General features: G+C 65.2%; 11 protein-coding genes. 9 read left to right on the top strand and 2 right to left on the bottom strand.

Going from position 1 to position 15,165, the window contains the following annotated elements; translation table 11 throughout:
- Positions 1-4 precede the first annotated feature (4 nt).
- Both smc and ppdK read left to right on the top strand, forming a co-directional pair.
- On the top strand, positions 5-3,466 hold the full coding sequence (gene smc / locus IG169_RS09945; RefSeq protein ID WP_193176037.1) for a chromosome segregation protein SMC: 3,462 nt from the start codon (positions 5-7) through the stop codon (positions 3,464-3,466).
- 162 nt (positions 3,467-3,628) lie between these two features.
- Positions 3,629-6,295 (top strand): pyruvate, phosphate dikinase, encoded by a 2,667-nt coding sequence (gene ppdK / locus IG169_RS09940; RefSeq protein ID WP_193176036.1) that lies wholly within the window; start codon positions 3,629-3,631, stop codon positions 6,293-6,295.
- Between the two features lie 3 nt (positions 6,296-6,298).
- Here ppdK and IG169_RS09935 read toward each other — a convergent pair whose 3' ends face one another.
- Positions 6,299-6,694: a hypothetical protein gene (locus IG169_RS09935; RefSeq protein WP_193176035.1), complete on the bottom strand. Its 396-nt coding sequence runs from the start codon at positions 6,692-6,694 to the stop codon at positions 6,299-6,301.
- Between the two features lie 152 nt (positions 6,695-6,846).
- Between IG169_RS09935 and IG169_RS09930 the strand changes: the two genes are divergently transcribed.
- The gene (locus tag IG169_RS09930) at positions 6,847-7,650 is read left to right on the top strand and encodes a DUF1499 domain-containing protein (protein ID WP_193176034.1); all 804 of its coding nucleotides are present in this window, start codon (positions 6,847-6,849) and stop codon (positions 7,648-7,650) included.
- 95 nt (positions 7,651-7,745) lie between these two features.
- On the opposite strand, the gene IG169_RS09925 is transcribed toward IG169_RS09930, so the two are convergent.
- Positions 7,746-8,654, bottom strand: a complete 909-nt coding sequence (locus IG169_RS09925; RefSeq protein ID WP_193176033.1) for an MBL fold metallo-hydrolase — start codon at positions 8,652-8,654, stop codon at positions 7,746-7,748.
- Positions 8,655-8,779: 125 nt separating this feature from the next.
- Here IG169_RS09925 and IG169_RS09920 point away from each other — a divergent pair, with 125 nt between their 5' ends.
- The 6 genes from IG169_RS09920 (at position 8,780) to uraD (ending at position 15,164) form a co-directional block, all read left to right on the top strand.
- On the top strand, positions 8,780-9,361 hold the full coding sequence (locus tag IG169_RS09920; RefSeq protein ID WP_193176032.1) for a biotin transporter BioY: 582 nt from the start codon (positions 8,780-8,782) through the stop codon (positions 9,359-9,361).
- A 92-nt stretch (positions 9,362-9,453) separates the two neighbouring features.
- Complete coding sequence (gene puuE, locus IG169_RS24055; protein WP_246717282.1) at positions 9,454-10,377, top strand: allantoinase PuuE; 924 nt, start codon at positions 9,454-9,456, stop codon at positions 10,375-10,377.
- Between the two features lie 3 nt (positions 10,378-10,380).
- Positions 10,381-10,887, top strand: coding sequence for an ureidoglycolate lyase (locus IG169_RS24050; protein ID WP_246717280.1), 507 nt, complete (start codon positions 10,381-10,383; stop codon positions 10,885-10,887).
- Between the two features lie 19 nt (positions 10,888-10,906).
- Positions 10,907-12,322, top strand: a complete 1,416-nt coding sequence (gene xdhA / locus IG169_RS09910; protein ID WP_193176031.1) for a xanthine dehydrogenase small subunit — start codon at positions 10,907-10,909, stop codon at positions 12,320-12,322.
- Positions 12,319-14,655 carry a xanthine dehydrogenase molybdopterin binding subunit gene (xdhB, locus tag IG169_RS09905; protein ID WP_193176030.1) on the top strand — a complete coding sequence of 779 codons (2,337 nt, stop codon included), beginning with the start codon at positions 12,319-12,321 and terminating at the stop codon, positions 14,653-14,655. Before xdhA ends, xdhB begins: the two co-directional genes overlap by 4 nt.
- Entirely contained in the window at positions 14,652-15,164 is a 513-nt protein-coding gene (uraD, locus tag IG169_RS09900; protein WP_193176029.1) for a 2-oxo-4-hydroxy-4-carboxy-5-ureidoimidazoline decarboxylase, read from the top strand. The genes xdhB and uraD overlap by 4 nt, the downstream gene beginning before the upstream one ends.
- Position 15,165 lies beyond the last annotated feature (1 nt).

Genomic DNA, 15,165 nt, shown 5'->3' with positions numbered 1-15,165 from the left:
GCTTATGCGCTTTGAGAAACTCCGCCTTCTGGGCTTCAAGTCCTTCGTCGAACCGACCGAATTCATCATCGAACGCGGCCTGACCGGCGTGGTCGGGCCGAATGGCTGCGGCAAGTCGAACCTCGTCGAGGCGCTGCGCTGGGTGATGGGTGAATCATCCTATAAGAACATGCGCGCAAGCGGCATGGACGACGTCATTTTTTCCGGTTCCGGTACGCGCCCCTCGCGCAACACCGCGGAAGTCTCGCTGTTCCTAGACAATGGTGACCGCACGGCGCCCGCCGCCTTCAACCAGGACGACACGCTGCAGGTTACTCGCCGTATCGAACGCGAGGCCGGTTCCGCCTACAAGATCAACGGCAAGGATGCCCGCGCCAAGGACGTGCAGCTTCTTTTCGCCGACCAGTCGACAGGCGCCCGCTCGCCCTCAATGGTCGGGCAGGGCCGCATCGGCGAACTGATCCAGGCAAAGCCGCAGGCGCGCCGGGCGCTGCTCGAGGAGGCGGCCGGCATTTCCGGCCTGCATTCGCGCCGCCATGACGCCGAACTGCGGCTGCGTGGCGCCGAGACCAATCTCGAGCGCCTGGAAGACGTGGTCGGCGAACTGGAAAGCCAGATCGAGAGCCTGAAGCGCCAGGCCCGCCAGGCCAACCGCTTCAAGGCGCTGTCGCGCGACATCCGCGAAGCCGAGGCGACGCTGCTTCATCTCAAATGGACGCTCGCCAAGGCGCAGGAAGCGGAAGCGCAGTCGACGTTGGCACATGCGACCTCGGTCGTCGGCGAGCGCGCGCAATTGCAGATGGAAGCCGCCAGGGTGCAGGGGATCGCGCAGCACAAGCTGCCCGAACTGCGCGAAAACGAGGCCGCCGCCGCCGCCGCGTTGCAGCGGTTGACCATCGCATTGAACCAGCTTGACGAGGATGTCCGCCGCCAGGAGGCGCGTCGCGCCGAATTGCAGGGCCGCCAGACGCAACTCTCCGCCGACATCGCCCGCGAGGAGGCGATGAAGGAGGAAAACGCAGGTGCGATCGCCCGCCTCAACGAGGAAGAAGCCGAACTGACCGCCGACGAGGCCTCGACCGGCGACCGCGAGGCGGAACTGAAGCGCCTCTTCGAGCAGGCCGAGGAAGCCCTGGCCCGCAGCGAGGCCGAGCTGTCGCGCCTGACCGGCGAACGCGCCGAGGCTGGCGCTCTGCGCACCCAGCTCGAACGCCGCATCCGCGAGACGCGCGAGCGCAGCGACCGCCTCGCCGGCCAGTTGAACCGCCTGCTCGCCGATCTTTCCGAGATCGACAACCGCATCAAGACGCTCGCCGACCCGGCGGAAAAGCGCGTTCTGCTCGAAGCCGCCGAGGACGCGGTCGCATCGGCCGAGAAAGCCGCTGGCGAAGCCGAACACGCGCTCGCCTCGGCGCGCGACACCGAGGCGGCGCGCCAGCCCGCGCTGCAGGAGGCAAAGGCGCTCCTGAATCGGCTCGAAACCGAGGCGCAGACGCTGGCGAAGATGCTGAATGCCGGCGCCGGCGATCTTTTCCCCGGTGTCGTCGAGCAGATGCGGGTCGAAAAGGGTTACGAACCGGCGCTGGGCGCGGCGCTCGGCGACGATCTCGACCTGCCGCTCGATGCCAACGCACCGGCCTATTGGGCGGGTGTCGCGCCGCTTGCCGACGATCCGGAGTTGCCGGCCGGCGCAACCGCGCTGGCCGATTTCGTCAAGGCGCCCGACGCGCTGCGGCGCGGTCTGCGCCAGATTGGCGTCGTCGACAGCGTCGAGACCGGCGCCGCGCTTCAGGCGCAGCTCAAGACCGGCCAGAGGCTGGTGACGAAGGACGGCGCGCTGTGGCGCTGGGACGGCTATACCGCGCGCGCTGACGCGCCGACGCCGGCGGCCCAGCGGCTGGCGCAGAAGAACCGTCTCGCCGAACTCGACGCGGAGATCGTCGAGGCGACCAGGGCGCTGCGCGTCACGGAGGCAGCCGCTGCCGAGACGAAGCAGGCGACGCAGGCCGCCATTGAAACCGAACGGCTTGCCCGCGAAGCGGTCAAGACCGCCCAGGCGGAAGCCCGCAATGCCCGCGAGGCGCTTGCCACTGCCGAACGCGCAACCGGCGAATTGTCGAAGCGCAAGGCCGTGCTCGACGAAAGCATTGTCCACACCAGGGCCGATATCGACGAGGCATCCGGCGTTCTCGCCGAGGCCGAGACGGCGCTTGCCGGCGAACCGGATCTCTCCGAGCTCGACGCGGCGGTGGAAAAACAGGCCTCCGTCGTCACGACCGAACGCGCCGCGCTGACGGAAGCCCGCGCCAACCACCAGTCGCTGGCGCGCGAACGCGAGGCGCGCCAGCGCCGCCTCGTATCCCTGCGCTCCGAACGCGCCAACTGGATCTCGCGCGGCGAAAACGCCGACAAGCAGATCGCCGTGCTGTCCGCGCGTCGCGAGGAGACGGCGAAGGAACTGGCCGCGCTGGAGGATGCGCCGGACGAGATGCCGGTGCGCCGCCGCGAACTGGTGCGCGAGATCGAGGCCGCGGAACAGGCGCGCAAGGAAACAGGCGACCGGCTGGCGCTCGCGGAGACCGCGGCGCGCGAGGCCGACAAGGCCGCCACCGACTCGATCACGGCGCTGTCCGGAGCCCGCGAGGAGCGTGCCCGCGCCGAAGAACGCCTGACCGCCTCTGCCGAGCGGCGCAAGGAAGTCGAAGCCCGCATCCGCGAGGCCCTGAACTGCGCGCCGCACGAGGCGCTGAAACTGTCGGGCCTTGCGCCTGACGCAACCATGCCGGATGTCGACGCCATCGAGCGCCGTCTGGAGCGGCTGAAAATAGAGCGCGAACGGCTCGGCGCGGTGAACCTGCGCGCCGAGGAGGAACAGAGCGAACTGGTCGAGCGTCTGGAAAACCTCGTCAGGGAACGCGATGACGTGATCGATGCGATCCGCGAGCTGCGCTCCGCCATTTCCAGCCTGAACCGCGAGGGTCGCGAACGGCTGCTGGAGGCCTTCGATGTCGTCAACGGCCACTTCAAGCGGCTATTTACCCATCTCTTTGGCGGCGGCACCGCCGACCTGCAACTGATCGAGAGCGAGGATCCGCTGGAGGCGGGGCTCGAAATCGTCGCCCGCCCGCCCGGCAAGAAGCCGCAGACCATGACGCTGCTCTCGGGCGGCGAACAGGCCCTGACGGCGATGGCGCTGATCTTCGCGGTGTTCCTGACCAACCCGGCGCCGATCTGCGTGCTGGACGAGGTCGACGCACCGCTCGACGACCACAATGTCGAGCGGTTCTGCAACCTGATGGACCAGATGGCGAAGGACACCGACACGCGCTTCGTCATCATCACCCACAACCCGATCACCATGGCGCGCATGGACCGGTTGTTTGGCGTGACTATGGCCGAGCAGGGGGTCTCGCAGCTCGTCTCCGTCGACCTTCAACAGGCCGAGGAACTGCGCGAGGCGAGCTAGGCGCTCACCGATCATGTTGCAATTGCCGGATGCGTTTCATTTTGCTGCAGTGCAAAAAACGAGTCGCACCTTCCCTCCAAAATGCATTATGCAGTAGTCACGGTTGACGTGGACGGATGGATACCGCCAATGACAGCTGGGGAGAGGATTGGCTGAGGCCGGATGACGAACTGGGTATACACATTCGGGGGAGGAAAGGCGGACGGGACGGCGCGTGACCGCGACAGGCTCGGCGGAAAGGGTGCGAACCTTGCCGAGATGGCGCGGCTTGGCCTGCCGGTGCCGCCGGGATTCACGATCGCAACGGATGCCTGCCGGCATTTTTACGCCAATGGCCGCACCCTGCCAGACAATCTGCAACGTGAAGTCCAGGAAGCGCTCGGTGCGCTGGAACGCCTGACCGGCAAGACGTTCGGCGACGGCGACGACCCGCTTCTGGTCTCCGTGCGTTCCGGCTCGCGCGAATCCATGCCGGGCATGCTCGACACGGTGCTCAATCTCGGCCTCAACGACAAATCCGTCGAGGCGCTCGCCAGGGCAAGCGGCAATCCGGCCTTTGCCTATGACAGCTACCGTCGCTTCATCCAGATGTATGCAAGCGTCGTCTTGGGCCTCGATCATTCGCTGTTCGAGGAGATCATCGATCGCGTGAAGGAGGAAAGCGGGGCGACGCGCGACGGCGATCTGAAGGTCGACCACTGGCGCGGCGTCATCGACGGCTACAAGATCGCGATCGCCGAGGAGTTGGACGAACAGTTTCCGCAGGATCCCGGCGAGCAGTTGTGGGGCGCGATCCAGGCTGTCCTGAAAAGCTGGATGAATCCCCGCGCCGTCACGTTCCGCACCTTGCACAATATCCCTGAAGGCTGGGGAACGGCGGTCACCGTGCAGTCGATGGTGTTCGGAAATATGGGCGAGGGATCAGCCACCGGTGTTGCCTTCACGCGCGATCCGGCGACCGGTGAGGACAATCTTTACGGCGAATTCCTGCCCAATGCGCAGGGCGAGGACGTCGTTGCCGGAATTCGCACGCCGCATCCTCTGACCAAGCCGCAGGCCCACGGCTCGGATCTGGTGCCGATGGAAGACGCCATGCCGGTGACCTTCCAGGAACTGAAGGAATTCGCCAGGCGGCTGGAAAATCATTTCCGCGAATTGCAGGACATCGAGTTCACCGTCCAGGCGGGCAAACTCTGGCTTTTGCAGACGCGCGACGGCAAGCGGTCGGCGCGCGCCGCGATCCGGATCGCCGTGGCGATGGCCGAAAAAGGCCTGATTTCCAAGGCCGAGGCGCTGCGCCGCATCGATCCCGCGTCGCTGGAGCAACTGTTGCACCCGACAATCAGCCCGGATGTCGAGCGTATCGTGATCGGCCGCGGCCTTGCGGCCTCGCCGGGCGCGGCCACCGGCGAAATCGTGTTCACCTCCGAGGAAGCCGAGCAACTGCGCGCCTCGGGCCGAAAATCGATCCTGGTACGGCCGGAAACGAGCCCCGAGGACATCCACGGCATGCATGCCGCCGAAGGCATCCTCACCACCCATGGCGGCACGACCAGCCATGCGGCGGTGGTCGCGCGCGGCATGGGCAAGCCATGCATTTCCGGTGCGGGCGCGATCCGCATCAACACCGAGAAACGGGTCATGCTGACCGGCGGACGCACGCTGACGGCTGGCGAGGTGATCACCATCGACGGCACCAGGGGAGAGGTCCTGCTGGGCGCGCTGCCGATGGTGCAACCCGAACTGTCGGGCGACTTCGCGACGCTGATGGACTGGGCCGACGACATCCGCCGCATGAAGGTGCGCGCCAACGCCGAGACGCCCGAGGACGCGCTGACGGCGCGCGGTTTCGGCGCCGAGGGGATCGGCCTGTGCCGTACCGAGCGCATGTTCAACGACGAGGAGCGCCTCCGCGCGATGCGCTCGTTCATCCTCGCCGACAACAATCAGGCGCGCGACGAGGCTCTGACCGCCATGCAGGCGATGCAGAAGGCGGATTTCCTCGAGCTTTTCGAGATCATGCGCGGCCTGCCGGTGACGATCCGCCTGTTCGATCCGCCGCTACACGAGTTCCTGCCGCGCCCGGGCCGCGAAACGGAACAGACCGCGCAAGCCTTGGGGATCGATCCCGAGCGCATCCGCCAGCGCGCCGAGGACCTGCACGAGGTCAATCCGATGCTCGGCAATCGCGGCGTTCGCCTCGCGATCTGCTATCCCGAATTCATCGAGATGCAGGCGCGTGCCATCTTCCAGGCTGTGATGGAAGCCGGCGAGAAGACCGGCGAGAAGGTCGTGCCGGAAATCATGGTCCCGCTGGTCGCCTATGAGCGTGAGCTGAAATTCATCAAGGATCGCATTGATATCGTCGCCGTGGCCGTCATGGAAGAATGGGGCGCCAAGCTCGACTATCTCGTCGGCACGATGATCGAATTGCCGCGCGCGGCGATACGCGCCGACAAGATCGCTGAAAGTTCGGAATTCTTCTCCTTCGGCACGAACGACCTGACGCAATCGACATTCGGCATCTCGCGCGACGATTCCGGGCTCTATCTCAACGAGTATCTGCGCAAGGGTGTGATCGACCGCGATCCGTTCATCACCATCGATGTCGACGGTGTCGGCGAATTCATCCACATGGCCGCCGAGCGGGGCCAGAAGACGCGGCCCGACATCACGCTCGGCATCTGCGGCGAACACGGCGGCGACCCGGCGTCGATCGCGTTCTGCGAGACGGTCGGGCTGCACTACGTGTCCTGCTCGCCCTATCGCGTGCCGGTCGCGCGGCTCGCGGCGGCACAGGCGACGCTCGCCGAGCGCGCCGAGCAGTAGCGGTCAGGCGGCGGCACCTAGCTGCGTGAAGACGTCCATGAAGGCGCCGGCAAAGCTGCGGATCTCGCCGCGCATCTCGTCTTCCGGCACGATTTCGACATCGTTACCGGCGTCGTTGAGCACGGCGAAGAGCAGTTTCCTGCCGTCACGGGTGGCCAGGACGGCGATGCGCTGGCCGGGGATCTGATCGAAAATCGGAAGCTGGAACAGGAAGTTGAACCCGCTCGTCTCGCAAGCCTGCTGCAGGCAGTGTTCGAAGCCGAATTCCTGCAGGGTCTGCCGGTCCAGCGCGAGTTCCAGTTCGACCATTTCCAGGTCGGCGGTGTCCTTCCCGGCCTGGACGGCGTGGGGCGCCGCGGGCTCAAGGATGGCGGCTTCATGCAATTGTGCGGACGACATAAGCGCGTCTCCCTTAGGTTTTTTCTCGTCCCGCCAGCATTTTCCAGTGATTACTTGCAGTTTGGCAGCATTAGGGCAGGCAGAGGGCAAGCCCGGGGTACTTTCGTGATCGGCTTTACATTTTGCGTGTTTTCGCGCTAACGCCGCGCCTCATGGCATTCTTGCGAAGCAGACATTACCGGGAGCCGCTGATCCTGCGGCCGTTACCGGAGCGGCAGCGGTCCCGGACCGCCGGATGGTCGCTGCGCCTGGCCATTTTCGCGCCGCTCCTGGCCATCGTGTCGATTGCCGCCCATCGAACCGGATATGTCGATACGCCAACCTTCCTGGTCCTGGTCATGTGCGTCGCGGCGATTGCACTTGCCGGTCTCGGCCTGATCCTCGTCGCCCTGAGCAGTCTCTGGGCAAAGGGCACAAAAGGCGGCCGGCAGGTGATCTGGGCGCTGTTTTTCTCCATTTTGACGCTTGCGCCCTTTGTCGCCGCCACCGCCGCCTGGATCGTCTTTCCCGACCAGAACGACGTCTCTACCGATCTCGTCGATCCGCCGCTTCTCGCCAAGGAAGTGCAGCTTACCCGGGCCGATCCCAAGGCGGTCGTCGCCGGGCATCTGCGCGACGGCTATGCGAGCCTGACCGGACGCCGCTACAAGGCGCCGCCGGACGCCATCGAGGAGACGATCCAGAAGGTCGCCGAGGCGCAGGGCTGGAAGCTGGTGTCTAGGCGCGGACGGCTCGGCGCGGACGACGAACTGTTCTTCGAATTTTCGTATCTGGTGCCGGTTCTCGGCATCCCCGGATCCGTGATCCTGCGCCTAACCGACGAAGGCGATACGAGCTTCGTCGACATGCGAGCGCGCACCGACTTCGTGTCGAACGATCTCGGCTGGAACGCGCATCTGATCGAGACCTATTTCAAGGCGCTCGATTTCGAACTGATCGGTATCGTCGAGGCCTGAAGCAATTCCAGGAAAAGTGGAAACCGGTTTTCCGTCCGGAATTGCGTGCAAAACAGTTCGAGACGATCATCGATTCCGTGAAATGATGATCGTCTCTAGGCCGGCGAATAGATCCCGTCGATGGCGGGAGGTCCGTCGGTGACGACGAGCCCGCGCGCGACCAGATCCTCCAGATGGGCAAGCACCGACAGGCCGGCGGCGCCGAAGAGGCGCGGGTCGGTGTCGCGATAGATTTCGCGCACCATGTCGGGAATCGTCCGGTCGCCCTTGCGGATCCGGTCGAGAATCGCCGCCTCGCGCATCTTGCGGTGGGTTCTCAGCGCCCGCACGAATTTCTGCGGCCGGTCGACGGGCCCGCCGTGACCCGGCAGGTAGCGCCTTTCGTCGCGGGCCGCGAGACGGTCGAGCGAGGCCATGAAGTCGGCCATCGCTCCGTCCGGCGGCGCGACGATCGAGGTTGCCCAGGCCATGACGTGGTCGGCCGAAAACAGCAGGCCGCTATCTTTCAGCGCAAAGGCCATGTGATTGGCCGTGTGGCCCGGCGTGGCGATGGCCTCGATGGCCCATTCCCCGATATCGACGATTTCTCCGTCGCGAAGCCGGATATCGGGCCGAAACTCGGTGTCCGAGGAGGCATCGAGCGGATTGATTTCGCCGATATGCAGCGCCCGCGCGGCGCGGTGCGGGCCTTCGGCGGCGACGATGGCGCCGGTCGCTTCCTTCAGCCGGGCGGTGAGCGGCGAATGGTCGGCATGGGTGTGGCTTACGAAGATATGGCTGACCGGCCGCCCGCCGATTGCCGCGAGCAGGGCTTGGAAATGCGCCTCGTCCTCGGGGCCCGGGTCGATGACGGCGAGCGTATCGCGCCCGACGATGTAGCTGTTGGTGCCATGGAACGTGAACGGGCTGGGATTGTTGACCGTGAGGCGCGCGACATTTTCGCCGGCCGGAACGGCCTCGCCATAGGCCGGGTCGAACTGGCGGTCGAATTCAAGATCGGACATTTGGCGTTTCGCGGCCCCTGTTCACAAACGCTTCCTTTGGCGGACTTGCTGATTACCAGCTTCGCCGATATAGGCAAGGAAGGTTCCTTGCTTCCATATGGGGGCTGACGAGACAGGAAAAAGACATGGCACTTCCCAACATTTCCCAACCGCTCATCTACCGTGCGCTGCCGCGCGAAACCGCGACGCGTTATGCGATGTACGCGTTCCTCGTTCTTGCCGGATCGGCGCTGATCGCCGTTGCGGGCCAGGTCAAGGTGCCGATGTGGCCGGTGCCGACCACGCTGCAGACGCTGGCGATCTTCACCATTGCCGCCGCGTACGGGCGCAACCTCGCCGTCGCGACGCTGATTGCCTATCTCGCCGAGGGCGCGGCCGGGCTTCCGGTTTTCACCAATGGCGGTGGTCTCGCCTATTTCCTGGCCAGTGCGACGACAGGCTATCTCGTCGGCTTTGTGGTGGCCGCCGGCATCACCGGTTGGGCGGCTGACCAGGGTCTCGCCAGCAAGCCGATCAAGCTCTTCGCGGCGAATCTCGCCGGAACGCTGGTTATCCTCGTGCTTGGCGCGCTGTGGATCGCGGCGATGTTCGGCACCGACAAGGCGATTGCATGGGGCATCGGCCCGTTCATCGTCACCGACATCGTCAAGGCGGCGCTTGCTGCCGCGCTGGTTCCGGCGCTCTGGGGCCTGTTCGGCCGCAAGTAACCGGCGCCGTACCGGACAAGACAAAAGCCGCGGCAATGTCCGCGGCTTTTTTGCGCTTGCGGACGATGCGATTCCGGGGTCAAAATTAGACCATGTATTCAAAAAACGGTTATCCAAGAGATCTTGTCGGATACGGACGGACGCCGCCCGATCCGCAATGGCCGGGCGGCGCGAAGCTCGCTGTCCAGTTCGTCATCAATTACGAGGAAGGCGGCGAAAGCTGCATCCTCGACAATGATCCGGCCTCCGAAAAACTGCTGTCGGAAATCGTCGGCGCCGAAGCCTTGCCGGGCCAGCGCAACATGAACATGGAATCGCTGTACGAATATGGCTCGCGCGCCGGTTTCTGGCGCCTGTGGCGCCTGTTCACCGAGCGCGACATGCCGGTGACCGTCTACGGCGTCACCGTTGCCATGATGCGCAATCCGGAAGCCGTCGCTGCCATGAAGGAGGCCGGCTGGGAAATCGCCAGCCACGGGTTGCGCTGGCTTGAATACAATACTTTCGACGAGGCGACCGAGCGCGCGCACATTCACGCGGCGGTCCGCCTCCACACCGAGATCACCGGCGAGCGCCCGCTCGGGATCTACCAGGGCAAGCCCTCGATCAATACGCTCAACATCGTGATGGAGGAGGGGGGGTTCGTCTATTCGGCCGATTCCTATGCCGACGAACTGCCCTATTACGTCGAGGGGCCGAACGGTCCGCATCTGATCGTGCCCTATACGCTCGACGCCAACGACATGCGGTTCGCGACGCCGCAGGGTTTCAATTCGGGCGACCAGTTCTTCACCTACCTGAAGGACAGTTTCGACACGCTGCTAGCGGAAGGCCGCGATGGCACGCCGAAAATGCTTTCGGTCGGCCTGCATTGCCGTCTCGTCGGCCGGCCGGGACGCGCTGCCGCGCTTGCCCGTTTCCTCGATTACGTCAAGGGACACGACGACGCCTGGGTGACGCGCCGCATCGATATCGCGCGGCATTGGTGGGAAACCCGTCCTCCGAAGGCGGAATAGCCGATGGAGACCGTTTCGCTCACTGTATCGCCTGTCTCGAAGAAGGCCTTCGCCCCGTTTGGCGACGTCGTCGAAACCGACGGCGCGGAGTTGCGGCTGATCAACCAGGGGTCGACCGAGCGCTTTCACGATCTCGCCGATATCGACGTGACGGAGGGTGGCGGACGGGCGATCGTCAGTCTGTTTCGGGGGCAGCCTTTCGCGCCGCCGATCGCCATTTCAATGATGGAGCGGCATCCGCTCGGCAGCCAGTTGTTCTTTCCTGTCGGCGCCAAATCGTTTTTGGCCGTCGTCGCGCCGGACGAGAACGGAATCCCGGGCGTTCCTCTAGCGTTTCTGTGTCCGCCGGGTACCGGCGTGAACTACGCGAAAAACACCTGGCATCACCCGCTCCTGTCGCTTGAAACGGTCAGCGATTTCCTTGTCGTCGACCGTGACGGACCGGGCGACAATCTCGAAGAACACCACTATGCGGGGACGCAGTTCCGCATTGACGCCATTACGACCTGACAGGCAAGGTTCACCGACCATGACAGATCAGCCCCGCACCTCCGACAGCATCCGTTTCGTTCTCAACGGTAAACCCGTCGCGCTCGCCGTGCGTCCGGATACGACCGCGCTCGACGTGATCCGCAACCATGCGGGCCTGACCGGCACAAAGGAGGGATGCGCCGAAGGCGATTGTGGCGCCTGCACGGTGTTGCTGCGCCGTGGCGAGGGCCCGCGCCAGGCGGCCAATGCCTGCATCATGACCGCCGCCCAGCTCGACGGCACGGAACTGACGACGGTTGAAGGGCTGAAACAGGACGGGGTGCTGACGCCGGTGCAGGATGCAATGGCTTCGAACGGCTCGTCGCAATGCGGTTTCTGCACGCCGGGGATCGTCATGGCGCTGACAGGGCTTCTGGAAAAGGCCGCCGATCCCGAAGAGGAAGCCATCCACGACGCGCTTGCCGGCAATCTGTGCCGCTGCACCGGTTACCGGCCGATTGTCGAGGCCGCGAAGACGGCGGCCAAGGCGGGTGTCGCGGCGCCATCTGCGGCAGGCCTGCCGGAAAAACAGACGGAAGTCTCCTGCGGCGGTTCGGTGCTGCATCAGCCGGAAACGCTCGACCAACTGACCGCCCTGCGCGCGGCCTATCCTGACGCTGTGCTTCTCGCCGGCGGTACCGATCTCGGCGTCGCCCGCGCCGACTATCATTCCGACTGGGACCGCATCATCTCGACCGCGCAGGTTGGCGAATTGCGCGCGATCGGGGAAACCGCCGATGCCTGGACCTTCGGCGCGGCGGTCACCTGGGAGGAAATCCTGCAAGCGGTGCGCGCCGACTATCCGAGCCTCGCCACGCTGATCCGCCGGTTCGGTTCGACGCAGATCCGCGCGATGGGCACGGTCGGCGGCAATATCGGCACGGCAAGCCCGATCGGCGACGGCCCGCCGGCACTGATCGCGCTCGGTGCGACGATCACGCTCGCCTCGAAGGCCGGCGGTGCACGAACCCTGCCGCTGGAGGACTTCTTCCTCGACTACCGCAAGACGGAACTGAAGCCCGACGAGGTGATCGTCTCGGTCACCGTGCCGCGCCCGAAAGCCGGAGAAGAGTTCCGCGTCTACAAGCTGTCGAAGCGCTACGACCAGGATATCTCGACTGTTTGCGGCGCGTTCTGGCTGGCGACTGAAGGCGGCAAGGTGACCGCCTGCCGGTTGGCCTATGGCGGCATGGCGGCAATCCCGAAACGGGCAAAGGCGATGGAAAACAAGCTGTTGGACCGTCCGCTTGATAGGGGCTCCGTTTCTGAAGCGATTGAAGCATTGTCTGAGGACTTCTCGCCATTGAGCGACTGGCGCGGCAGCGCCGCCTACCGCAAGAAGACCGCCGCGGCGCTGCTGCATCGTCTCGCGCGCGACCTTGCCGGCGAGATCGTGGAGGTGATGGCGCTATGAATGTCGACGTCAAATCCGTTCAGCGCGCCGTGGTCGGCCACGGCATTGCCCATGACAGCGCCGCCAAGCAGATCGCCGGCGAGGCGTCCTATATCGACGACATCGCCGAACTGCCTGGCACGCTGCATGCCGCGCTGGTCATTTCGCCGGTAGCGCATGGAAAGCTGAAGGGTATCGATCCGTCGAAGGCGCTGGCCATGCCCGGCGTCGCCGCCTTCGTGGCGGCGGGCGACATTCCCGGGCACAACGATGTCGGCCCGATCCTGCCAAACGAGCCGCTCTTCGCCGAAACCGTGGTTGAATATGTCGGCCACCCGGTTGGCGCCGTCGCCGCCACGACCTACGAACAGGCTGTGAAAGCGGCCCGCGCCGTCGCGCTCGACATCGAGGAACTGGAGCCGGTGCTCGATGTCGAGGCGGCGCATGCGGCCGGGTCCTATGTGATGCCGCCGCAGATCCTGATCGAGGGCGATGTCGATGCCGCGCTCGCGTCGGCCGAACGCATCATCGAGGGCCGTCTCGACATTGGCGGCCAGGACCATTTCTACCTCGAGACCCACATCGGCTATGCCATCCCCGGCGAGGACGGCGACATGATCGTCCATTCCTCGACGCAGCATCCGACCGAGGTGCAGCACCACGTCGCCCATGTTCTGGGCGGCCTCGCCAATTCCGTCGACGTGTTCACGCGCCGCATGGGCGGCGGCTTCGGCGGCAAGGAGAGCCAGGCGACGATCATCGCCGCCTCCGCCGCGCTGCTCGCCCGCAAGACCGGCAAACCGGTGAAGCTGCGCCTGAAGCGTTCGGCCGACATGACGGCGACCGGCAAGCGCCACGACATGGTCGCCACGTGGAAGGCCGGCGTCGACGCGAACGGGCGCATCCGCGGCCTCGAAATCGAATATCTGGCCCGCGCCGGCAACACGCCGGACCTGACCGGCCCGGTGATAACCCGCACGCTCACCCATTCCGACAATTCCTATTTCATCCCGGCGGCGCGTTTCACCGGCCACGCCTGCAAGACGAACACGGTCTCCAACACCGCCTTCCGCGGTTTCGGCGGGCCGCAGGGCATCATCGGCATCGAGGCGGTCATCGACCAGATCGCGCGCGAATTGCGGTTGGACTCGAACGCCGTTCGGGCCGTCAACTATTACGGTCCCGAAACCGGCGAGGTCACGCCATACGGACAGGCTGTCGAGACGCACCAGAACCGGCTGATCGAGGTGACCGACGCGCTTCTCGCGTCCTCCGAATGGGAACGCCGCCGCGCCGAGATCGACGCCCACAACGCTACGGACCCGCTGTTGCGGCGCGGTCTTGCCATGATGCCGGTCAAGTTCGGCATCTCCTTCAACCTGACCTCGCTCAATCAGGCCGGCGCGCTGGTGCATGTCTACCAGGACGGATCGGTTCACCTGAACCATGGCGGCACGGAAATGGGGCAGGGGCTGTTCATGAAGGTCGCCCAGGTCGTCGCCGAGGTCTTCCAGATCGACATCGATCAGGTGAAGATCACCGCGACGACGACCGGCAAGGTGCCGAACACCTCCGCCACCGCCGCCTCGACCGGCTCCGACCTCAACGGCATGGCGGCCTACAACGCCGCGACCGCTATTCGTGGTCGGATGGCTAAAGTCGCCGCCGATCATTTCGATGTCCCGGCCGAGGAGATCGTTTTCCGCGAAGGCCGCGTCCATGCGGACAACCGGTCGGTCTCGTTTGGCGAACTGGCGAAGATGACTTGGGCGGCGCGCGTCCAGTTGTCCGAGGCCGGTTATTACGCGACGCCAAAGATCCACTGGGATCCGAAGACGCTGAAGGGCAGGCCGTTCTTCTATTACACCTACGGTGCGGCGGTGGCCGAGGTCGCCATCGACACGCTGACAGGTGAGAGCCGGTGCCTGCGCGCCGACCTGCTGCAGGATTGCGGCGCTTCGCTCAACCCGGCGATCGATCTCGGCCAGATCGAAGGCGCCTTCGTACAGGGCATGGGCTGGCTGACCTGCGAGGAACTGTGGTGGGACGACAAGGGACGGCTGCGCACCGTCGGGCCGTCGACCTACAAGATCCCCGGCTCGCGCGACGTGCCGCGCGAGTTCAATGTCGCGCTGCTCGAGAACGCGCCGAACGGCGAGGAAACCGTGTTCCGGTCCAAGGCGGTTGGCGAGCCGCCCTTGATGCTGGCGGTCGCGGTCTGGCTCGCCATCCGCGACGCGGTCGCCTCATGCGGCGCGCCCGGCCTGTCGCCGCAGCTGAAAGCGCCGGCGACGCCGGAGAACATCCTCGATGCGGTCGACGACATCCGCGCCAGGAGCGGCAAGCTTCAATGACGGTTTCGCTCGCGACCATAAACACCTGTTCCGACTCCGAATTCGTCGCCTTGCTCGGCGCGATCTTCGAGCATTCGCCCTGGGTGGCGGAGGCGGTGGCCGGTGGCCGGCCGTTCGCCTCGGTCGATGCGCTGCATGCCGCGATGGTCTCCGCGATCGATGATGCCGGGCGCGATGCGCAGCTGACGCTGATCCGCGCCCATCCCGATCTGGCGGGCAAGGCAGCGCTGGCAGGAGAATTGACGCAGGAATCGACCTCGGAGCAGAAAGGCGCCGGCCTCGACCGGCTGACGAAGGACGAATTCGCGCGATTTCACCAATTGAATGACGCCTATAAGGAACGTTTCGGCTTCCCGTTCATTCTGGCAGTACGAGGCCACGACAAGCATTCGATACTCGCCGCCTTCGAACGGCGGCTTGAACATTCGCCCGAGGACGAAATTGCCGAGGCGCTGGCGCAGATCGCCCGGATCGGCGCATTTCGGCTGAATGACCTGATTGAGGACTGAC

Source organism: Oricola nitratireducens, from assembly GCF_014904745.1.
GTDB lineage: Bacteria > Pseudomonadota > Alphaproteobacteria > Rhizobiales > Rhizobiaceae > Oricola > Oricola nitratireducens.
This window is presented reverse-complemented; position numbering and strand designations above follow the sequence as displayed.